This is a genomic window from Pseudomonas sp. DTU_2021_1001937_2_SI_NGA_ILE_001 (assembly GCF_032463525.1).
In the GTDB taxonomy this organism is placed as follows: domain Bacteria; phylum Pseudomonadota; class Gammaproteobacteria; order Pseudomonadales; family Pseudomonadaceae; genus Aquipseudomonas.
Genome location: NZ_CP135971.1, coordinates 2,020,105 through 2,040,484 on the forward strand (window position 1 = coordinate 2,020,105; position 20,380 = coordinate 2,040,484).

General features: G+C 66.1%; 17 protein-coding genes. 10 read left to right on the forward strand and 7 right to left on the reverse strand.

Annotated features, from left to right (window positions below):
• Positions 1-108: 108 nt before the first annotated feature.
• Entirely contained in the window at positions 109-1,011 is a 903-nt protein-coding gene (gene hpaA, locus RRX38_RS08440) for a 4-hydroxyphenylacetate catabolism regulatory protein HpaA (RefSeq protein WP_315962211.1), read from the reverse strand.
• A 194-nt stretch (positions 1,012-1,205) separates the two neighbouring features.
• On the opposite strand from hpaA, the gene RRX38_RS08445 reads away from it, so the two are divergent.
• The 9 genes from RRX38_RS08445 to RRX38_RS08485 all read left to right on the forward strand — a co-directional run bounded on the left by RRX38_RS08445 (position 1,206) and on the right by RRX38_RS08485 (position 9,429).
• The gene (locus tag RRX38_RS08445) at positions 1,206-1,877 is read left to right on the forward strand and encodes a fumarylacetoacetate hydrolase family protein (protein WP_315962212.1); all 672 of its coding nucleotides are present in this window, start codon (positions 1,206-1,208) and stop codon (positions 1,875-1,877) included.
• The gene (locus RRX38_RS08450) at positions 1,874-2,653 is read left to right on the forward strand and encodes a fumarylacetoacetate hydrolase family protein (RefSeq protein WP_315962213.1); all 780 of its coding nucleotides are present in this window, start codon (positions 1,874-1,876) and stop codon (positions 2,651-2,653) included. The genes RRX38_RS08445 and RRX38_RS08450 overlap by 4 nt, the downstream gene beginning before the upstream one ends.
• A 5-nt stretch (positions 2,654-2,658) precedes the next feature.
• A complete protein-coding gene (hpaE, locus tag RRX38_RS08455) occupies positions 2,659-4,119 on the forward strand; it encodes a 5-carboxymethyl-2-hydroxymuconate semialdehyde dehydrogenase (RefSeq protein WP_315962214.1) in 1,461 nt (486 codons plus the stop codon).
• A 123-nt stretch (positions 4,120-4,242) separates the two neighbouring features.
• Complete coding sequence (hpaD, locus tag RRX38_RS08460) at positions 4,243-5,166, forward strand: 3,4-dihydroxyphenylacetate 2,3-dioxygenase (RefSeq protein WP_295472639.1); 924 nt, start codon at positions 4,243-4,245, stop codon at positions 5,164-5,166.
• Positions 5,167-5,221: 55 nt separating this feature from the next.
• On the forward strand, positions 5,222-5,632 hold the full coding sequence (locus RRX38_RS08465) for a 5-carboxymethyl-2-hydroxymuconate isomerase (protein WP_315962215.1): 411 nt from the start codon (positions 5,222-5,224) through the stop codon (positions 5,630-5,632).
• Positions 5,633-5,681: 49 nt separating this feature from the next.
• Positions 5,682-6,992, forward strand: coding sequence for an MFS transporter (locus RRX38_RS08470; protein ID WP_315962216.1), 1,311 nt, complete (start codon positions 5,682-5,684; stop codon positions 6,990-6,992).
• A gap of 10 nt (positions 6,993-7,002) precedes the next feature.
• Positions 7,003-7,806, forward strand: a complete 804-nt coding sequence (gene hpaH / locus RRX38_RS08475; RefSeq protein WP_315962217.1) for a 2-oxo-hept-4-ene-1,7-dioate hydratase — start codon at positions 7,003-7,005, stop codon at positions 7,804-7,806.
• 77 nt (positions 7,807-7,883) lie between these two features.
• Complete coding sequence (hpaI, locus tag RRX38_RS08480; protein ID WP_315962218.1) at positions 7,884-8,684, forward strand: 4-hydroxy-2-oxoheptanedioate aldolase; 801 nt, start codon at positions 7,884-7,886, stop codon at positions 8,682-8,684.
• A gap of 85 nt (positions 8,685-8,769) precedes the next feature.
• Complete coding sequence (locus RRX38_RS08485) at positions 8,770-9,429, forward strand: helix-turn-helix transcriptional regulator (RefSeq protein WP_315962219.1); 660 nt, start codon at positions 8,770-8,772, stop codon at positions 9,427-9,429.
• On the opposite strand, the gene RRX38_RS08490 is transcribed toward RRX38_RS08485, so the two are convergent.
• From RRX38_RS08490 to RRX38_RS08515, 6 genes are read right to left on the reverse strand one after another with little or no spacing between them, the layout of a single operon-like run.
• Positions 9,426-11,825 (reverse strand): efflux RND transporter permease subunit, encoded by a 2,400-nt coding sequence (locus tag RRX38_RS08490; RefSeq protein ID WP_315962220.1) that lies wholly within the window; start codon positions 11,823-11,825, stop codon positions 9,426-9,428. The genes RRX38_RS08485 and RRX38_RS08490 overlap by 4 nt on opposite strands.
• A gap of 9 nt (positions 11,826-11,834) precedes the next feature.
• A complete protein-coding gene (locus tag RRX38_RS08495) occupies positions 11,835-12,896 on the reverse strand; it encodes a YCF48-related protein (RefSeq protein WP_315962221.1) in 1,062 nt (353 codons plus the stop codon).
• Positions 12,897-12,945: 49 nt separating this feature from the next.
• Positions 12,946-14,304 (reverse strand): DUF1329 domain-containing protein, encoded by a 1,359-nt coding sequence (locus RRX38_RS08500; RefSeq protein WP_315962222.1) that lies wholly within the window; start codon positions 14,302-14,304, stop codon positions 12,946-12,948.
• A 24-nt stretch (positions 14,305-14,328) separates the two neighbouring features.
• Complete coding sequence (locus RRX38_RS08505) at positions 14,329-15,960, reverse strand: DUF1302 domain-containing protein (protein ID WP_315962223.1); 1,632 nt, start codon at positions 15,958-15,960, stop codon at positions 14,329-14,331.
• Positions 15,961-16,019: 59 nt separating this feature from the next.
• On the reverse strand, positions 16,020-16,787 hold the full coding sequence (locus RRX38_RS08510) for a coniferyl-alcohol dehydrogenase (RefSeq protein WP_315962224.1): 768 nt from the start codon (positions 16,785-16,787) through the stop codon (positions 16,020-16,022).
• Between the two features lie 45 nt (positions 16,788-16,832).
• Positions 16,833-18,308 (reverse strand): benzaldehyde dehydrogenase, encoded by a 1,476-nt coding sequence (locus RRX38_RS08515; RefSeq protein ID WP_315962225.1) that lies wholly within the window; start codon positions 18,306-18,308, stop codon positions 16,833-16,835.
• Between the two features lie 249 nt (positions 18,309-18,557).
• Between RRX38_RS08515 and RRX38_RS08520 the strand changes: the two genes are divergently transcribed.
• Positions 18,558-20,342, forward strand: coding sequence for a sigma-54-dependent Fis family transcriptional regulator (locus RRX38_RS08520; RefSeq protein WP_295472662.1), 1,785 nt, complete (start codon positions 18,558-18,560; stop codon positions 20,340-20,342).
• Positions 20,343-20,380 lie beyond the last annotated feature (38 nt).

Here is a 20,380-nt window from a genome sequence, read left to right on the forward strand (position 1 = left end):
ACCAGACGGCCATGCCCGTTGCCCTGGACGATTGGATCAACCTCTCATTGCTTCGGCCGCGTTCGCGCGGCTTTTTTACCGCCCCGGCAGGAGCGCTCCATGCCGCATTCAACGCAGGCCCGGTTGCCGCTGCCGGTATTCGCCAGGGGTCATGCCGGCGTAGCGCAGGAAAAAGCGGCTGAAGTACGCCGGGTCCTTGAAGCCCAACCGGTAACAGATCTCGTTGGCCGACAGCCCGGTGAACAACAACAGGCGTCGTGCTTCCTGCATCAGCCGTTCGAGAATCAGCCGCTTGGACGGCAGGTCGGCGATGCGCCGGCAGACATCGTTGAGCCGCGCCTCGGTGACGCCGATGCCACTGGCGTAGCGCGGCAGCGGCCAATGCTCCAGGTAGTGGCTTTCGATCAGCTCATTGAAGCGATGGAAGATCTGCAGGTCTTCGTGGCGCGCCGGGCGAGCCTGCAGCGACCGCGCGCAGAGGCGCAACAGGCTGGTCATGATCAACTGGGTCAGGTTGTCCAGCGCCATGCCACGCCCAGCCTGCGCGGCATTGATCTCGGTGCGCAGCTCTTCGAACAGAAACTCGAGGCGACGCACTTCCCCGGCGAACTCCGGCCCCAGCCGCGAAATCGCCACACAGGCAGCCGGCAGCTGCGGCCCTGGCGCCAGGCTGGGGTCGGCTTCGATCAACGCCCAGACCAGTTGCTGGCGCACGGTCAGCACATGGCCGTCGCTGTCGGCTTCGGTGACGAAGGAATGCGGGATGGTCGGTGGGGTGAGGAAGAACATCGGCCCGGACTCGACGTACTGCTGGTCGTCCAGATAAACGCGCACCGTGCCGCTGTTGACGTAATGCACCTGGAAGAAGCGATCGTGGCGATGCACCGGCATGTTGCGGCCGAAGAAGCCCGCGAGGTTGCCCAGCTTGTCGTAATGCACCTCGGCATCGCTGTAGCGCTGGTCGTAGACCTGACCGATGTTGATGTTGGGGATCGGCTGTCGCTGCTGCATCGCTCGGTTCTCGTTGTTGATCTTGTTGTCAGGGCGCGCCACGGCCGCGGCCTATGCTCCGCCTTTTCGGGTGCGACCACCAGAGGCTTTGCGGCAGGCCGCTTGACGATCGTTAACATCTTAACTTATAAAGTTAACACATTAACAATTAATCGATCAGGCAGCCTCTGCCTGGTCACTGCCAGGAGAAGAGCATGAGCCGTGCCCTGCACGACATTGCCCATGGCACCCTGTTCGGCGTTGCGCTGAATTACCGGGGTCTGCTGGAGCAACGTCACGCCGAATTCAACCAAGCGCCTTACCAGAAGCCACCGGTCAAGCCGGTGCTGTTCATCAAGACCCCCAACACCCGCAACGTGCATGACGGTAAAGTGCTTCACCCGGCCGGCGAACGCCTGCAACCGGGTCCGGCGCTGGGCGTGGTGATCGGCAAGCGCGCCAGCCGGGTACAGGAAGACCAGGCGCTGGCGCACGTGGCCGGCTACGTGATCGTCAACGAGTTCAGCCTGCCCGAAGACAGCTATTACCGCCCGGCGATCAAGGCCAAGTGTCGTGATGGTTTCTGCGCCCTGGGCCCAGAACTGGTGCCCGTCGAGCGCCTCGGCGAGGCCGGTCAACTGACCTTGCGCCTGCTGGTCAACGGTGAGCCGCGCCAGGAAAACAGCACCGCCAACTGGGTGCGCAACGTGCCGCAACTGATCGCCGAGATCACCGAGTTCATGACCCTGCATGAGGGCGACGTGCTGATCACCGGCACCCCGGAAGGCCGCGTGGACGTGCAGCCCGGTGACTGCGTCGAAGTACAGATCGACGGTCTGGGCAGCCTGCGTAACCACATCGTCGCCGCACAGGAGCCACGTCCATGAAACACGCCCGCATCCGCTTCGAAGGCGAGGTTCACCAGGTCCTGGTGGAAGCCGACAACGCCGTGCGCCTGGCCGACGGGCGTCTGCTCGGCGAAGACCAGGTGCAATGGCTGCCACCGGCCACCGGCAACATGTTCGCCCTGGGCCTGAACTACGCCGACCACGCCGCCGAACTGGCCTTCAAGCCGCCGACCGAGCCGCTGGCGTTCATCAAATCGCCCGGCACCTACACCGGCCACAACCAGGTCACCTGGCGCCCGGACAACGTCGCCTACATGCATTACGAGTGCGAACTGGTCGCGGTGATCGGCAAGCCTGCGCGCAACGTCAAGCGCGAGGACGCCTTGCAGTACCTGGCCGGCTACACCGTATGCAACGACTACGCGATCCGCGACTACCTGGAGAACTACTACCGGCCCAACCTGCGGGTCAAAAACCGCGACGCCACCACCCCGGTCGGCCCGTGGATGGTCGATGCCGCCGACGTGCCGAACCCGTCCGACCTCAAGCTGCGCACCTGGATCAACGGCGAGCTGAAACAGGAAGGCAGCACCCGCGACATGATCTTCGACATCCCCTACCTGATCGAATACCTGTCCAGCTTCATGACCCTGCAGCCGGGCGACATGATCGCCACCGGTACGCCCGAGGGCCTGGCCGATGTCGTGCCCGGCGATGAAGTGGTGGTGGAAGTGCAAGGCGTGGGCCGACTGGTCAACCGCATCGTCAGCGAAGCCGAGTTCTTCGCCCGGCAAACCCAACTACAAAAGGCGTGAAGCAGATGATCAAGCACTGGATCAATGGCCGTGAGGTCGAGAGCAAAGACGTATTCGTCAACTACAACCCGGCCACCGGCGAAGCCATCGGCGAAGTCGCCAGCGGCGGCGCCGAAGAGGTCGCGCAGGCCGTCGCGGCGGCCAAGGAGGCCTTTCCGAAGTGGGCCAACACCCCGGCCCAGGAACGCGCCCGGCTGATGCGCAAGCTGGGTGAGCTGATCGAGCAGAACGTGCCGAAGCTGGCCGAACTGGAAACCCTCGACACCGGCCTGCCGATCCACCAGACCCGTAACGTGCTGATTCCGCGCGCCTCGCACAACTTCGACTTCTTCGCCGAAGTGTGCACGCGCATGGACGGCCATACCTACCCGGTGGACGACCAGATGCTCAACTACACCCTCTACCAGCCGGTGGGCGTGTGTGGCCTGGTGTCGCCGTGGAACGTGCCGTTCATGACCGCCACCTGGAAAACCGCACCGTGCCTGGCACTGGGCAACACGGCGGTGCTGAAAATGAGCGAGCTGTCGCCGCTGACCGCCAACGAACTCGGCCGCCTGGCCGTCGAGGCCGGCATTCCCAACGGCGTACTCAACGTGATCCAGGGCTACGGCGCCACCGCCGGTGATGCGCTGGTGCGTCACCCGGACGTACGCGCCATCTCCTTCACCGGCGGCACCGCCACCGGGCGCAAGATCATGCAGACCGCAGGCCTGAAGAAGTACTCCATGGAGCTGGGCGGCAAGTCGCCGGTGCTGATCTTCGAGGACGCCGACCTGGACCGCGCACTGGATGCCGCGCTGTTCACCATCTTCTCGCTCAACGGCGAACGCTGCACAGCCGGCAGCCGCATCTTCATCCAGGAAAGCGTGTACCCGCGCTTCGTCGAGGAATTCGCCGCACGCGCCAAGCGCCTGATCGTCGGTGATCCGACCGACCCCAAGACCCAGGTCGGCTCGATGATCACCCAGCAACACTACGACAAGGTCACCGGCTACATCCGCATCGGCCTCGAAGAAGGGGCGCGCCTGGTCGCCGGCGGCCTGGAGCGCCCGGCGGGCCTGCCGGCGCACCTGGCACGCGGGCAGTTCATCCAGCCCACGGTGTTCGCCGACGTGAACAACAAGATGCGCATTGCCCAAGAAGAAATCTTCGGCCCGGTGGTGTGCCTGATTCCGTTCAAGGACGAGGCCGAAGCCTTGCAGCTGGCCAATGACACCGAATACGGCCTGGCCTCGTACATCTGGACCCAGGACATCGGCAAGGCGCACCGCCTGGCGCGTGGCATCGAGGCCGGCATGGTATTCATCAACAGCCAGAACGTGCGCGACCTGCGTCAGCCCTTCGGTGGCGTGAAGGGCTCGGGCACCGGTCGCGAGGGCGGCCAGTACAGCTTCGAGGTGTTCGCCGAGATCAAGAACGTATGCATTTCCATGGGCAGCCATCACATTCCTCGCTGGGGGGCGTGAGGCCGCTACAAGCTTCAAGCGACAAGCTGCAAGCCGTCATGCACGAATCCGCAACCTGCGACATGGCGCTTCAGGGCTTGCAGCCTGACGCGGGCGTCAACAAGAACAACAGGAGAAACCCCCATGGGCAAACTCGCTCTGGCTGCCAAGATCACCCACGTGCCTTCGATGTACCTGTCCGAACTGCCCGGCCCGCGCCAGGGCTTTCGCCAGGCGGCCATCGACGGGCATTACGAAATCAGCCGACGCTGCCGTGAACTGGGCGTGGACACCATCGTGGTGTTCGACACCCACTGGTTGGTCAACGCCAACTACCACGTGCTGTGCGGGCCCCACTTCAAGGGCGTGTACACCAGTAACGAACTGCCGCATTTCATCAGCAACATGGAATACGAGTTCCCCGGCAACCCCGAGCTGGGCAAGCTGCTGGCCGAGACCTGCAACCGCTTCGACGTCGAGACCATGGCCCACCACGCCACCACGCTGGGCCCGGAGTACGGCACCCTGGTGCCGATGCGCTACATGAACCAGGACCAGCATTTCAAGGTGATCTCGGTCTCGGCGCTGTGCACCTCGCACTACCTCAACGACAGCGCACGCCTGGGCTGGGCGATGCGCAAGGCGGTGGAAGACCACTACGACGGCACCGTGGCATTCCTGGCCAGCGGTTCGCTGTCGCACCGCTTCGCGCAGAACGGCCAGGCGCCGGACTTCGCGACCAAAGTCTGGAGTCCGTTCCTGGAAACCCTCGACCACCGCGTGGTGAACATGTGGGAAAACGCCGAGTGGCCGGAATTCTGCGGCATGTTGCCGGAGTACGCCGCCAAGGGCCACGGCGAAGGCTTCATGCACGACACCGCGATGCTGCTCGGGGCGTTGGGCTGGTCGGCCTACGACGGCCAGGTGCAAGTGCTGACCCCCTACTTCGGCTCTTCGGGCACCGGGCAGATCAACGCCCTGTTCCCGGTCACGCCGCAAGACGGCTCGGCCATTCCACCGGCCCAGGCCGCCAACCCCGCTGGCGTCGTCTCCACCAGCCGCCTCTGAGCCCGAACCCCGCAGCGGCGGCCCGGCCGCAGCTGCCTTTTGCGAGGACCCGACCATGCCCCACCTGGTGCTGCTCTATACCCCTGACCTGGAACGCGAAGCCGACATCCCCGGCCTGTGCCGCGCCCTGGCCGACAGCCTGCTCGAACAGCGCGACGAACACGGCAAGGCGGTGTTTCCCGTCGGCGGCACCCGGGTGCTGGCCTACCCTGCCGCGCACTGCGCGGTGGCCGACGGCGCCGGTGACTACGGTTTCCTGTACGCCAACCTGCGCATGGGCAACGGGCGCAGTGCCGCCGTCCACCAGGCCGTCGGCACAGGGTTGACCGACGTGCTGCGCCAGCACCTGGAGCCGATCCTGCAACGCCGCCCAGTGGGCATCACCGTGCAGATCGACGAGAGCCACAACCAGGTCTACGACGGCAAGCACAGCACCCTGCACCCGCTGTTCAACAAGGGGGCCTGAGCGCCCTCGTCCCCCTGACGCTGTCTCACCTCACAAAAAGTACAAGACCATGAGCACCGTTCATTCCGTTACTGCTGGCACGCCTGACCAGGCCGCCAGCGACAGCACCCACCGCACCGTGACCTGGCGGCTGATGCCGCTGTTGCTGGTGTGCTACCTGTTCGCCCATCTGGATCGCATCAACATCGGCTTCGCGAAGATGCAGATGAGCGCCGACCTGCAGTTCAGCGACACCGTCTACGGCCTCGGCGCCGGGCTGTTCTTCGTCGCCTACGCGCTGTTCGGCGTGCCCAGCAACCTGGCCCTGGACCGGGTCGGACCACGGCGCTGGATCGCCCTGCTGATGGTGGTCTGGGGCCTGCTCTCCACCAGCATGTTCCTGGTGCACACACCCGCCGGCTTCTATGCCCTGCGCTTTCTGCTCGGGGTCGCCGAGGCCGGCTTCTTTCCCGGCATCCTGGTCTACCTCAACCGCTGGTATCCGGCGCGCCGGCGCGCGCAGATCACCGCGCTGTTCGCCATCGCCGTGCCGATGGCCGGCGTGATCGGCGGCCCGCTGTCAGGGCTGATCCTCGAAGCCTTCAACGGCACCGGCGGGCTGCGTGGCTGGCAGTGGATGTTCGTGCTGGAAGGCTCGCCGGTGATCCTGCTCGGCCTGTTGGTCTGGCGCGTGCTGCCGGAGCGCTTCGACAAGGTGCACTGGCTCAGCGACGCGCAGAAGCAACAACTGGGCGCCGAACTGGCCGGCGAGGAACAGCGCAAGACCATCACCTCCTTCAGCGGCATCCTGCGTGACGGCCACGTGTGGCTGCTGGTGGCGATCTACTTCGCGGTGATGCTGGCGGTGAACACCCTGGCGTTCTGGATGCCCACCCTGATTCACGGCGCCGGCGTGGCCCGCGACAGCAGCGTGGGCCTGCTCAGCGCCGTGCCCTACCTGGCCGGTGTGTTGTTCATGCTCGGCTGCGGGCGCTCCTCGGACCGTCAGCGCGAACGCCGCTGGCACCTGTGCATTCCCCTGCTGATGTGCGCCATCGGCATCGCCTTGGCCGGCCTGGCACCCGGCAGTGCGCTGCCGGTGATGACCGGCCTGGTGGTCGCCGGCATGGGTGCCAGCGCCGCACTGCCGATGTTCTGGCAACTGCCGCCGGCGTTTCTCTCGGCACGCACACAAGCGGCCGGCATCGGCCTGATCAGCTCGTTCGGCAGTATCGCCTCGTTCCTCGCGCCCTACCTGATCGGCTGGATGCGCGACACCACCCACAGCGCCAGCCTGGCGCTCTATGTGCTGGCCGTACTCATCGCCCTCGGCGGCCTGCTGGTGCTGCGCACCCCGGCCGCCATCGTCAATCCGCAATAAGGACTTTCCCATGCTCGACCATTCGATCATCCAGCAGGCCGCCGAGCGGCTCGACCAGGCCGAACGCTCTCGCGAGCAGGTCCGGCAGTTCTCCCTCGATCACCCCGGCATCAGCATCGAAGACGCCTACGCCATCCAGCGCGCCTGGGTGCAACGCAAGATCCGCGACGGGCGCAAGCTGGTCGGCCACAAGATCGGCCTGACCTCAAGGGCCATGCAGGTTTCGTCGAACATCACCGAGCCCGACTACGGCGCGTTGCTGGACGACATGTTCTTCGACGAAGGCAGCGACATCCCCTTCCAGCGCTTCATCGTGCCGCGCGTCGAAGTGGAACTGGCGTTCATTCTCGGCAAGCCGCTCAAGGGGCCCAACGTCACCCTGTTCGACGTGCTGGACGCCACCGAATGGGTGATCCCGGCGCTGGAAATCATCGATGCGCGCATCCAGCAGGTCGACCCGCAGACCCAGGCCACCCGCAAGGTCTTCGACACCATCTCCGACAACGCCGCCAACGCCGGCGTGGTGATGGGCGGCCGTGCCGTGCGCCCCACAGACATCGACCTGCGCCGGGTGCCGGCGGTGCTGTACCGCAATGGCGTGATCGAAGAATCCGGCGTGTCTGCCGCCGTGCTCAACCACCCGGCCAAGGGCGTGGCCTGGCTGGCCAACAAACTGGCCCCTTACGACGTGACCCTGGAGGCCGGCCAGGTGATCCTCGGCGGCTCGTTCACCCGGCCGGTGGCCGCCAACCCCGGCGACACCTTCCACGTCGACTACGATCAGCTCGGCAGCATCGCTTGCCGTTTCATCTGATGCCTTAACCGCCCGGTGATGCTCGTGGGAGTGAGCGGGCTCGCTCCCACGGCCCGATAGAGCCTTGGAGTTCTCTCATGGAAATGCCCATCAACACCTTCAAGCAACGCCTGCAATCGGATGATGCGCAGATCGGCCTGTGGCTCGGCCTGGCCGACCCTTACTGTGCGGAACTGGCTGCCAACGCCGGTTTCGACTGGCTGCTGATCGACGGCGAACACGCGCCCAACGACCTGCGCAGCCTGCTCGCCCAGTTGCAGGCCGTGGCGCCCTACGCCAGCCAGCCGGTGATCCGCCCCGTGCTCGGCGACACCGCGCTGATCAAGCAGATCCTCGACATCGGCGTGCAGACCCTGCTGGTGCCCATGGTCGAAAGCGCCGCCCAGGCCTGCGAACTGGTGCGCGCCATCCACTACCCGCCCAGCGGCGTGCGCGGGGTGGGCAGTGCACTGGCGCGGGCATCGCGCTGGAACACCATCCCCGACTACCTGGACAAAGCCGACCAACAGATGTGCCTGCTGGTGCAGATCGAAAACCTCGAAGGCCTGGCCAATCTCGACGAAATCCTCGCCGTGGACGGCGTGGACGGTGTATTCATCGGCCCTGCCGACTTGAGCGCTGCCATGGGCCGGCGCGGCCACCCCGGGCACCCCGAGGTGCAGGCCGCCATCGAAGACGCCATCCTGCGTATCGTGCGGGCCGGCAAGGCAGCCGGCATCCTCAGCGCCGACCAGGCGCTGGCACGTCGCTACATCGAGTTGGGGGCGAAATTCGTTGCCGTCGGCGTCGACACCACCGTGCTGATGCGTGGCCTGCAGACCCTGGCCGGCGCCTTCAAGAACGCCCCGGCGCCGACCCGCGGTGGCGGAGTCTACTGACACTTGCGCCTGGCAGGCAGAGTCAAGACAGCCCGGCAGGCGGGGCCGATACTGCACCGTCATCCCCGCCTCAGGAAATCAGCAAATGGATACCCGGCATGAACTGGCCCGCCATTGCCTGAGCGCGTTCACCCGCCAGGTCCCGGCGGCACGCTGCGCCTTCTACCGGATCGACGCCGGCCTGCAGGCCTGCGACTTTCAATTGCAGGGCATGCAAGCAGGCATGCACGACGCCTATCTGGACCACTATCGCTGGCTCGACCCGCTACAGCCCAAGGTCTGCGCGGCCATCGACCAGCCGGTGATCGCGCTGCGCGAGGCGCTGGCACGCCAGGACACTCAGACCAGCAGCCAGTACCGCGACTTCCTGGCCCGGCACCAGGTGGTCGACGTGGTGGAAATCATCGCTCAGGTCGATGGCCGCCCGGCGCTCGGTGTGTCGCTGCTGCGCCATCGTCGGGAAGGCCTGTTCCAGCCCGACGAACTGCAAAGCCTGTTGCCGCTGCACGGGCTCATGCAACTGGCCGCGCAGGGCTTGCCTGCGGCGAGCGACGAGCAACGCCTGCACGGCCTGACCCCACGTGAACGGCAGATCGCCCTGCTGCTGCGCGACGGCGCCAGCAACAAGGCGCTGGCCCGTCAGCTCGGGCTGGGCCTGCCAACGGTGAAGACCCACCTGATCAACCTGTTTCGCAAGCTCGGGGTGGGCAGCCGCACCGAGCTGGTGGCCCGCCTGTTTCTCTAGCTGGCAAGTGGCCTTGGCGCGGACCGCAGCAGCAGCCAGGCCAAAGCCGGCAGCAGAATCAAGGCGCCGAGCATGTTGACCAGGAACATGAACGCCAGCAGCACGCCCATGTCGGCCTGGAACTTGATCGGTGAGAACGCCCAGGTCGCTACCGCCACCGACAGCGTGACCCCGGTCAACAGCACCACCTTGCCCGTGAACAACAGAGCCTGGTGGTAAGCCTGGGCCAAGGTGTCGCCGGCACGCAGACGCGCCAGCAGGACACTGAGTACATACAGCGCATAGTCGATACCGATGCCGACGCCGAGGGCGATCACCGGCAGGGTGGCGACCTTGACCCCCATGCCCAACGCCACCATCAGCGCTTCGCAGAGCACCGAGGTGAGCATCAGCGGCAAGAGCGCGCAGAGCGTCGCTCGCCAGCTGCGGAAGGTCACCAGGCACAGCACCGCTACGGCGCCGTACACCCAGAACAGCATCTCGCGCATGGACTGGCGTACCACGATGTTGGTCGCCGCCTCGATGCCGGCACTCCCGGCGGCGAGCAGGAACTGCGCCCCCGGCACCTGGCGCTCGGCGATGAACGCCTCGCTGGCCGCCACCACCCGCTCCAGGGTCTGGGCCTTGTGATCGGCCAGGTACACATACAGCGACAGCCAGGAGCAGCCCTGGTTGAACAGCTCGCGCGGGGCGCGGGTCTGCACGGCTCCCAGGGCACCGTCATTGGGGATCAGCTCGTACCACTTGAGGTTGCCCTCGTTGTAGCCCACCCCGGCGATACGGCTCAGCGCCGCCATCGATGCGGTGGCTTCCACACCCGGCAGGCGTTCCAGCCGGGTGGCCAGTTCATCGACCGCCGCCAGGGTGGTGTAGCGCGTGCACTGGTCTTCACCGGTGCGTACCATGATCACGAAGATGTCCGAGCTGGCCCCGTAGTTATGAGTCATGAACGCCGCATCGCGGTTGTAGCGCGAGTCGGCGCGCAGCTCTGGCGCACCCGGGTCGAGGTCGCCGACCTGCAGCTGCAGGCTGGTGACGAACCCCAGTACCGCCAGGGCCAGGCCGGTGCCCAGGGCCAGCAGCGCCGCAGGCGGCGCCGTGAAGCGCAGCAGCAGCGCCCACAAGCGGTTGCCCGCGCCCGGCTCACCTCCAGCGACCTCGGCACGCAGGCTGCGTGCGGCTGCCTTGGGGCTGACGCCCAGGTAGCTGAGCAGCACCGGCAGCAGGATCAGATTGGTGAACACCAGCACCGCCACGCCCAGGCTGGCGGAGATGGCCAGGTCGCGGATCGACTGGATATCGATCAGCAACAGCACCACGAAACCCACCAGGTCACACAGCAACGCGGTGATACCGGCAGCGAACAGACGCCGGAAGGTATAGCGCGCGGCGACCACCCGGTGAGTGCCACGACCGATGTCCTGCATGATGCCGTTCATTTTCTGTGCGCCATGGCTCATGCCGATGGCGAACACCAGGAACGGCACCAACGCCGAGTATGGATCCAGCGGGTAACCGAGACTGGCCAGCAAACCCAGTTGCCAGAGCACGGCCACCAGCGAGCAGGTGACCACGATCAGCGTACTGCGCGGGCAGCGGGTATAGGCCAGCAACACCGCCACGGTGACCAGCACGGCGATGAGGAAGAACACCGCGACCTGAGCCAGCCCCTCGATCAGGTCGCCGATGATCTTGGCGAAACCGGTGACGTGCAGGCTCAACTGGTCGCTCTGGTATTTGGCACGCAAGGCTTCGAGCTGCCGCGACAGCTCACCGTAGTCCAGTGCTGCGCCGGTCTGCGGGTTGACGTCCAGCAGCGGCACGAAGATCACGCTGGACTTGAAGTTGGCCGCGACCAGTTGGCCGATCTCGCCGGAGCGGGCGATGTTGGCACGTACCCGCTCCAGGCTCTGTGGCGAGCCATCGTAGTCATCGGGAATCACCGTACCGCCGTCCAGCCCCTCCTCGGTCACTGCAGTCCAGCGCGTGGTGGGGGTCCACAAGGACTTCATGTAGGGGCGGTCCACCCCAGGCAACAGGTAGATCTCGTCGTTGATCTTCGCCAGGGTATCGAGGTACTCGCGATTGAAGATATCGCCCTGGCGGACCTCCACGGCGATACGCAGGGCGTTGCCCAGGCCACTGAGTTCGGTGCGCCCGGCGAGGAAGTTGAGAATGTACGGATGGCTGCCAGGAATGCTTTTTTCGAAACTGGCGTTGACCTCGATGCGCGTGCTCTGCCAGCCCAGCAACAGGGTCACCAGCAGGCAGGCCAGAACGATCCACGGCCGATGATTGAAGATGGCCCGCTCCAGGCGGTTGCCGCTGGAAGGGTCGAAGGCGCCCAGGTGAGCGACCACCGCCTGCCCGGTGCTCAGCGGTTTCTCGTAGTGCATGTCGTACTCCTACTGCGATTGCGCACCGGCCAAGGCCGGATCGTTCGGATAGCGCTGCAAGCCGCCCAGGCCGCCACCGATCAGACGACCATCGGCGGCCTGCAACAGGCTGGCGAATGCGCCGCCGGGCAGGCGACCGGCCGGCACCAGCTGCGCGCCCTCGACGCGCAGCAGTTCGCCTTCCTGTGAAAGCAACAGCGCCTGGCCATCGTTGGCGGTCAGCCCGGCGACCAGGCTGGCCTGCACAGGGCTGGCCAGCGCCTGCCAATGCTCGCCCTGGTCGAGACTGCGCCAGGCATTGCCGCGCAGACCGAAGGCCAGCACCTGCTGCCCCTGCGCCAGCAGGCCGAAGAAGCTGCCGGCATAGGGTGATGCCAGCGCCTGGAAGCTCTCCCCGTCATCGCGCGAGCGCAGCAACAGACCGCGCTCGCCAGCGATGAACAGTGCTCCGTCGGCCGCGCGCATCGCGTATAGATGCAAGCCCTCGGGGTTATCCAGATGCCCCATCCAGGGTGCCCAGCTACGCCCGCCATCCCGGGTGCGCAGGATCAGGTTGTAGGCACCGATCACGAAGCCGTTCTGGCGGTCCTGGAAATACAGGTCCAGCCAGGGCTTGTCCGGCCCGTCTGCGACCAGCCGCTCGGCCTCCTGCACACGCTGCGGACTGCCCTCTGCCTGGGCCGCTCGCAACGCTAGCTGTGCCAACTGCTGACCATCGAGTTGGCGCGACCAGGTCTGCCCACCATCCTCGCTGTACAACACCACGCCGAGGTGGCCGACCGCCCAGCCATGCTCGGCGTCAACGAACTGCACGGCGGTCAGACTGCTGCTCACCGGCACCCGGGCCTGGCGCCAGTGCCGCCCCTCGTCATCGGAGAGCAGCACCACGCCTCGCGCACCGACCGCGACCAGGCGCGAGCCGGCACGGGCCAGGCCGAGGATCGCCGATCGGTCGCTGCCAATGCCGTCCAGCGCCGGCGTGTCGAGAACGGCCGGGCGCAGCTGAGCCTGGACCGCCAGCGGCCCGAACAGCACAGCGAGCATCACCAGCCATTGGCAAAGTGTCTTCATGAGCATTCCTCCTGCAGGCGGACGATGCGTTCGCCCGCCCGCGCACGGGTCAGCGGGCGCTGGCGTTGGCCATGGCGTCCGGAGTGAAGAACGCCGGGCTCGGCCGCGGCACCTTCTGGTACTGCACGCTCAGGTCGTTGCTGGACGAATTGAGGAAGTAGGCGCCGGTGTCGAGGTTGTAGCCGCCCCACATCACCTGGGCAGTCAGCGCCGGCAGGTCCGGTGCCAGCAGGGTCAGGCTGTACTGCTGTCGACCCAGACGACCTTGCGCGTCATAGCCATCCACCAGCAGCACCTGCCAGGAGTCCTCGTCGACGTAGTAAGTGCGGCGCGGCACCACATGGCGCTGGCCGGCCTTGAGGTTGGCCTCCACGACCCACACCCGATGCTTCTCCCACCGCACCAGGCCGGGGTCGAGGAAGCGCGGCTTGACCAGCGCATCGCTGCTGGCCAGGGCAGCCCGGTTGTTGTTGTAAGGCACCAGCAGTTCCTTCTTGCCCACCAGCTTGAGGTCGTAGCGGTCGGTGGGGCCGAAGATCATGAACGCCTCATCGAACAGGCCGACACCGGAGGTGACGAAGTCCGGGGTGTCGTAAGCGATGTTCGGCGCCCGACGCACGCGACGCTGACCGACCAGGTATTGCCACGCGGCACGCACCGAGGGGTCCAGGTCCCAGTGGGTCATCAGTCCTTCACCGGCCTTGGACGAAGGCAGTTCGGTGTACAGCCGGCCAAGCAGGTACTTGCCGTTGAAGCTGGCCAGGCTGCCGTCCTGGAAGTAATAGGGAAATTGATAGGTGTACTGCGCCCGGGTGGCCTGGACCTTGCGCCCACCGGCGGTCATCAGCCAGGTGTCGAAGGGTGAGCTGATGGTGTCGCCGCCCTGCCACGACAGCCGGTAGTTCCACAGCACCTCGGCACCATTGCCGGGAATCGGGAAGGGAATGCCGCCATAGGCGTTGCTGACCTTCTCGCTGGCGACGTCCAGCTGCGCGCGGGTGGCGTTGGCCAGGGTGTTGTCGTACACCCACTGCGGCGCAGCAGCACTGCGATGGGTCGGGTACACGTCCAGGCGATAGTCAGGGTACTTGCGCAGCAGCGCCTGGGTGCCTTCGGCCAGCACCCCGGCGTACTGCCCCAGGTTAGCGGCGGTGACACTGTACAGCGGCTTTTCACCGGCAAAGGGGTCGGCGCGCTTGGCACCGCTGACATAGCCTGCCGGTGCCTGGGTGAATCCGCCGCTCCAGGCCGGGATGCTGCCGTCGGCATTGGCGGCGCGCTCGGCGCCCATGGGCGTCAACTCGCTGGACAGGCGCTTGGCCTGCTCGGGGGACACGGCAGCCTGGGCCAGTTGGGCGGCGGCCAGGGTCAAGCCCAGCAGCGAGACAAGGAATCTGGATGTTTGCATGGCGATTGAACCTGTTTGTTGTTCTTAGAAAGTGGTTTTCACGTACATCGAAACGAAGTCGCGATCAGCCAGCGACTGCCGGTAGCTGAAGTCCCCGGCCTGGTTCAGCCCAGCCCCGGTGGCACCAAAGAAATTCACGTAGTTCAGGCCCATCTCCCAGCGTTGCAGGTAGGTGGCCTTGAGCCCGACGCTCCAGTCACCGGAATGGGTGTTGCCGAAGCCCGACTTGCTGACCGCCGAGGAGCGCCCGTCGAGCACCACCCCCAGCCCTACCGGCACGCTGAGATCCACCCCGTCGGCCACCTGGAAATACGCCGGCTCGGCGAGGATGCGCAGCGCGGTTGCATCACGGGTGGTATTGCTATCCAGGGCCTGGCGGTTGTCGGTCACGCTGAGCGTGCGGTTCCAGGCCAGCTCGGCCAGCACCGAACCGCCGTCCCAGAATGACGAAGGTGGCAGCAGGTAGATGGTCGACAGGTTGACGTGGGCGGTGTGCCCCTTGGCATACAACGCATCGCTACCGTTACCGGCCGCCTGCCCAGGTGCCACCACCTGCAGGTTGCTGACCAGCGGCGCGTTCCAGCGCAGCGAGGTTTCACCCGCGAAGTTGAAGTCTCCATAGGCGGTAGAGAAGCTGGCACCGACCGTCTTGATGCCCTCGGCGAACACTTGCCGGTACTGGTTGAGAATCGGCAACCCGCTGGCCGCCGCCGCCGGGCCGTCAAGATAGGCATACAAGCCACTGGGTGCCTTGTCGTGGTAGCGGGCTGCGTACAGGCCCAGCTCCAGCTCGGTGCCCTCGGGCTTGAAGCGCATCTGCACCCCACCCTGCCCCCCATCGCGGGCCTCGATGTCGCGGCCATGCACGGTGGTGTTGCCGAACACCTCGGTCAGGTCGCCCGAACCCTTGCCGATGGCGTCGTTGTCGCTCAGGTAGCTGCCGGCACCGGGCAGGCTCGAGCGCTCCCACTCGAACTGGTAGTACGCCCCAACCGACAGACGCGGGTTGATCTGCAACTGGCCCGACAACTGATTGACCGGGCGCAGGATTTCCTTGAACTGGCTGCCCGGTACGCTGAGCAACTTGACCACGTCGGTTGGCCCCTGGGCCGCGCCGATACCGTTGCCGCCGAAGAACAGGCTCTCGCCGTACACCAGGCTGTGCCGCCCCAGGCGCACCACGCCCTGCATGTCCTCGGCCGGCTCGCCGCGCAGGTAGACGAAGGCATCCAGCAGCTCGGCATCGCGGCCGTGCAGCTCGCGGGTATCAGACAGAAAGTGCGGCTGGCTGCGGCTGTCGGTGTCGTCGTTGTAGACCTGGTCGTACCAGGCCGCGCCGCTCACGCGCAGGCCATAGTCACGGTGGCTGAGGTCCATCTCGGAAAAGATGTCCAGGCGGTTGGAGACCAGGCCACGGCTGAAATTGCGGTCACCCTGGCTCTGGATGGAGGGGTACAGGCCGCCGGCAGTGGGCGCATTGAGCAAGCGCTCATCGGCACCGTGCAAACGCCAGGCCTGGCTGTACTTGAGGGTGTTGTCCCAGCGCAATTGCCAGTCGCTGCTGCCCAGGTCGATCTGCGCGGCTTCGGCACTCAGGCTACCAGCCAGGGCCAGCGCGAGTGAGGGAAGGGCATTACGTGAATGCAGACGTTTCATAGCGATCCTCGTTGTTGTTCTTGTATGGAATCAATGGCCACCCAGGGGGTGGTCCGGGCTTACAGGTAGGTCGAGGCCAGCCCCCCATCCACGGGCAGGTTGATACCGTTGATCCAGCGCGCCTGGTCGGAGCACAGGAAAACGATGACCGCCGCCACTTCGTCGGCGTAGGCGGGCCGTTTCATGCGCCCGGCGTCGGCTTCGATGCGCTCGGCCCCCAGCAGTTGCACGAAATCGGCAAGGATGGGGGTGAACACCGGCCCTGGCGCGACGCAGTTCATGCGCACCGAATGGCTGAGAAACCACGGCTGGGCCTGCACCTGGCTCCAGACGATCAGCGCCTCCTTGAAGTACTGGTAACAGGTCTCGTCCGGCACCGGGTTGGCGGCCAGCCAGGCCTCCCCCGCCGCGAAATCGGCCGTGGCCGCCAGCGACTTGTGCAGCTCCAGGCGCTGCGGCCACTGCGCGCCCAGGATCGAAGCGACATTGACGATGCCCGCGCCAGGGGTCAGGCGCGGCAAAAGAGCCTGGGTCAGGTGACGCAGGCCCAGGTAATTGACCTGGGCTACACGGCGCGGGTTGGCGGTCCCCGGCACGCCAGCGACGTTGCACAGACCGTCCAGGCGTTCGGGCAGCCGGGCGACGGCGTGGTCGATGGCCGACGGCGAGGCCAGGTCGATCTCGATGAATTCATCCAGGCTGATACGCGGCGGATCACGGTCCAGGCCGATCACCCGTGCACCGAGGAATCGGAGCAGGCGCGCGGTCTCGGCACCGATCCCCGAAGAGACGCCGGTTACCACCAGGGTCTTGGTTTGCAGATTCATAGCGTGCGTCCTTGTGTCGTCGTTGTTGGGGTCAGGCGCGGGCAACTAGAAGGGGTAACGCGGCGGCTCGTTCTTCACCGTCACCCACTGCCACTGGGTGTACTCGTCCCAATCGGCGGGGCCGCCGACACTGCCGCCGTTGCCGGAATGGCCGCGCCCACCGAACGGGTTGATGCACTCGTCAGCCACGGTCTGATCGTTGATGTGCAGCAGGCCACAGCGCAGGCGCTCACCGATGGCCATGGCACGCCCGAGAGAGGGCGAGATCACCGCTGCCGACAGGCCGTACTCAGTGGCGTTGGCCAGTTCGATGGCCTGTTCGTCGCTCTCGAACGGCACCACACAGGCCACTGGACCGAAGATTTCCTGTTCGAACGCCGCCATGCCCGGCCGCACCCCGGAGAGCACCGTCGGTCGATAGAACAGCCCCTCGCCCGGCCCACCAGTCTCCAACCGCGCCCCGGCGGCGACGCTGGCCTCGACTATCTGGCAAACCCGCACATGCTGACGTTCGTTGATCAGCGGGCCGACCTGCGCCTGGCCCTGAGCAGCATCGCCGACCTGCAAGGCGTTGGCCTTGGCGACCAGCAACGCGGTCAGTTCATCGGCAATCGAGGCATGTGCCAGGATGCGTCCGGTGGCCATGCAGATCTGCCCCTGGTGCAACCAGGCGCCCCACGCGGCATTGCTGGCGGCCAGCGGCAGGTCGGCATCTTCCAGCACGATCAGCGAGTTCTTGCCGCCCAGCTCCAGGGCGACTTTCTTCAGGTTGCGACCGGCGGTCTCGGCCACCTTGCGCCCGGCGGCGGTGGAGCCGGTGAACGCGATCATGCCCACCCGCGGGTCCTCGCACAGCGCCTCGCCCGCCTGCGCCCCACCCGGCAGCACCTGCAGCACACCGGGCGGCAGGCCGGCATCTTGGAACAGCCGGGCAATCAGGAAGCCGCCGCTGACCGGCGTCTGCGGATCTGGTTTGAGCACCACCGCATTGCCCGCTGCCAGCGCCGGCGCCACCGCACGCAACGACAGCACCAGCGGAAAGTTGAATGGCGAGATGACCCCGACCACGCCGTGGGGCAGGCGTCGGGCGTAAGACAGACGCCCGGCGGCGCTGGGCAGGATCAGGCCATGGCCCTGGGACAGCAGGCCAGCGGCCTGGTGCAGGAGCACGACGGCCTCGCGGACCTCGTGGCTGCCCTTGAGCAGACTGCCGCCGGTCTCGCGGGCGACGAACAGCGCCAGCTCGTCGAAATGGATCTCTGCCAGCTGCGCCGCACGGCGAAACACTTCCGCCTTGTCGCGTGGCCCCAGCGCCTGCCAGGCAGGCTGAGCGCGGTGCGCGACCTGGCAGGCAGCGGCGACGTCCTCGGCGTTGGCCAGCGCAGTCTGGGTCAGGCACTGGCCCGTGGCCGGCTCGCGCACCGGGTTGGTTCCGCCCCGCGCTTCGACCCAGGCACCGTTGAAGAGCTTTGCATGCCACTGGCTTTCCTGCAGAAAGCCGGTGCGATTGATTGCAGACATAGACACCCCGAGTTCTTGTTTTCGTGGAGAACGCCTTGGCTGCTCATTGCATGAAGCGCCCGGCTCTCCAGGGCTGTTGAGCAAGGCGCGTGCCCGCTTCTCGGCAGTACGGGCGTGAAGGCTCTATCTCGGGGCGTAGCAAACCGCAGGTAAAAAAGGCCGGCTGTTCGGCCACTCGGCGAGATACGCAAATGATGAAACTTATGTTAATTACCCCTTCACCCCATGATCATTTCAGCAGGTGAAGGCATGCAGGCTCCCCGGCAACCCGCCAGCGCCCCCTTCCACGACTCGGCCGCGGACGACACGCCGATCCGCGGCGACAGCACGCAGTGGCAGGAAACCCAATCACCCACTTCCAGCGAACTGGCCGAATGCCTGTTCTTCTCCCCCGAAGATGGCCGCATCTGGCTCAACGATCAGCGCATGCTGCTGATGCACAGTTCGTCGTTCGGCGCGCTGCGACGCGAATTCATCGACCACATGGGTCTGCAGCGTGCCCGCGGTCTGTTCACGCGCACCGGCTATCAGTCCGGAGCGCGTGACGCGCAACTCATCAGGACCCGCTGGCCGAACGCCGATCGCACTGCGGTGTTCTTCGCCGGTACTCGGCTGCACAGCCTGGAAGGTATGACCAAGGTCGAACCCCTGCACTTCAAGTTCGATGCCGATTCAGGCTTCTATGAAGGCGAGTTCCTCTGGCATCACTCGTGCGAGGCCGACGAGCACATCGCGGCGTGCGGCATCGGCCAGGACTCGGCGTGCTGGACCGAGATCGGCTATGCCACCGGTTATGTCAGCGGCCTGTTCGGGCGCCTGGTGATCTTCCGCGAGGTGGAGTGTCGGGCCATGGGCCACAAGGTCTGCCGGGTGATCGGCAAGACCGCCGAACAATGGGGTGACGTCAGTGCCGACCTCGCCTGCCTGTACGCCACTGACAGCAGCGCAGCAGCGCCCACGGCGCCACCGACCGCGCCCCGTGCGCAGGCGGTGACCACCGACCAACTGGTGCCGATCGGCGCCAGTGCGGCATTCACTGCGGCACGCCATGCCCTGCAACGTGTGGCACCGACACCGGCCACGGTGCTGATCGGCGGCGAATCCGGTGCGGGCAAAGAACTGTTCGCCCGCGAGCTACATCGCTTGAGCCCGCGTAGCGAAGCGTCCTTCGTGGCCCTGAACTGCGCCGCGATCCCCGAGAACCTGATCGAGGCCGAGCTGTTCGGCGTCGAGCGGGGCGCCTACACCGGCGCCAGCCACTCACGCCCGGGACGCTTCGAGCGTGCTCACCAGGGCACCCTGTTCCTCGACGAGATCGCCTGCCTCAGCCTGCCCGGCCAAGGCAAGCTGCTGCGCGCTCTGCAAGAGCGCGAGGTGGAGCGGGTCGGCGGTGGCCAGCCGATCCGCGTCGACGTGCGGGTCGTCGCCGCGACCAACGTCGACCTGCGCCAGGAGGTCAAGGCCGGGCGCTTCCGGGAAGACCTCTTCTATCGCCTCAATGTGTACCCGATCACCCTGCCGCCCCTGCGCGAGCGCCGCGATGACATCCCACTGCTCGCCGATGCCTTCTTGACCCGTTACTGCCGCGACTATGGGCGCACGCCAGCCGGCCTGACCATGCGCGCACTGAAGGCACTGCTACTGTACGACTTTCCCGGCAACGTCCGGGAACTGCAGAACCTCATCGAACGCGGCCTGATCGCCAGTGACGAGGGGCGCCCCATTGATCTGGTGCACCTGTTCCACAACGAACCCATGCCCCCGCAACTGTATTCGATCAGCCAGGCCGGCACGCTGACTACAGCCGTCGAGGCGCCCGCAAAGGCCGCATCCGGCTCGCTGCTGGAGCGCTTGCAGGCCTTGCAGATCACCCCGGATCTCGACGGGCTGGAGAAGCGTCTGCTCGACGAAGCACTGGCCAAGGCCGACGGCAACCTGGCCGCCGCCGCACGGCTACTGGGCCTGAGCCGCGCCCAGTTTGCCTACCGGCTGAAGAAACACGGCAACGGCCAGGCAGCTCAACCTTCCGGTTGATACCCGCCCGGCCTGCCGCATTGCACCATCGTGCTCAT

Excerpts from the sequence above, each read along its gene's own strand:
- RRX38_RS08450 (WP_315962213.1), top strand. The coding sequence starts at position 1,874 with ATGAAACACGCCCGCATCCGCTTCGAAGGCGAGGTTCACCAGGTCCTG.
- hpaH (WP_315962217.1), top strand. The coding sequence starts at position 7,003 with ATGCTCGACCATTCGATCATCCAGCAGGCCGCCGAGCGGCTCGACCAG.
- RRX38_RS08490 (WP_315962220.1), bottom strand. The coding sequence starts at position 11,825 with ATGCACTACGAGAAACCGCTGAGCACCGGGCAGGCGGTGGTCGCTCAC.
- hpaA (WP_315962211.1), bottom strand. The coding sequence starts at position 1,011 with ATGCAGCAGCGACAGCCGATCCCCAACATCAACATCGGTCAGGTCTAC.
- hpaE (WP_315962214.1), top strand. The coding sequence starts at position 2,659 with ATGATCAAGCACTGGATCAATGGCCGTGAGGTCGAGAGCAAAGACGTA.
- RRX38_RS08510 (WP_315962224.1), bottom strand. The coding sequence starts at position 16,787 with ATGAATCTGCAAACCAAGACCCTGGTGGTAACCGGCGTCTCTTCGGGG.
- RRX38_RS08465 (WP_315962215.1), top strand. The coding sequence starts at position 5,222 with ATGCCCCACCTGGTGCTGCTCTATACCCCTGACCTGGAACGCGAAGCC.
- RRX38_RS08515 (WP_315962225.1), bottom strand. The coding sequence starts at position 18,308 with ATGTCTGCAATCAATCGCACCGGCTTTCTGCAGGAAAGCCAGTGGCAT.
- RRX38_RS08485 (WP_315962219.1), top strand. The coding sequence starts at position 8,770 with ATGGATACCCGGCATGAACTGGCCCGCCATTGCCTGAGCGCGTTCACC.
- hpaD (WP_295472639.1), top strand. The coding sequence starts at position 4,243 with ATGGGCAAACTCGCTCTGGCTGCCAAGATCACCCACGTGCCTTCGATG.
- RRX38_RS08520 (WP_295472662.1), top strand. The coding sequence starts at position 18,558 with ATGCAGGCTCCCCGGCAACCCGCCAGCGCCCCCTTCCACGACTCGGCC.
- RRX38_RS08505 (WP_315962223.1), bottom strand. The coding sequence starts at position 15,960 with ATGAAACGTCTGCATTCACGTAATGCCCTTCCCTCACTCGCGCTGGCC.
- RRX38_RS08470 (WP_315962216.1), top strand. The coding sequence starts at position 5,682 with ATGAGCACCGTTCATTCCGTTACTGCTGGCACGCCTGACCAGGCCGCC.
- hpaI (WP_315962218.1), top strand. The coding sequence starts at position 7,884 with ATGGAAATGCCCATCAACACCTTCAAGCAACGCCTGCAATCGGATGAT.
- RRX38_RS08500 (WP_315962222.1), bottom strand. The coding sequence starts at position 14,304 with ATGCAAACATCCAGATTCCTTGTCTCGCTGCTGGGCTTGACCCTGGCC.
- RRX38_RS08495 (WP_315962221.1), bottom strand. The coding sequence starts at position 12,896 with ATGAAGACACTTTGCCAATGGCTGGTGATGCTCGCTGTGCTGTTCGGG.
- RRX38_RS08445 (WP_315962212.1), top strand. The coding sequence starts at position 1,206 with ATGAGCCGTGCCCTGCACGACATTGCCCATGGCACCCTGTTCGGCGTT.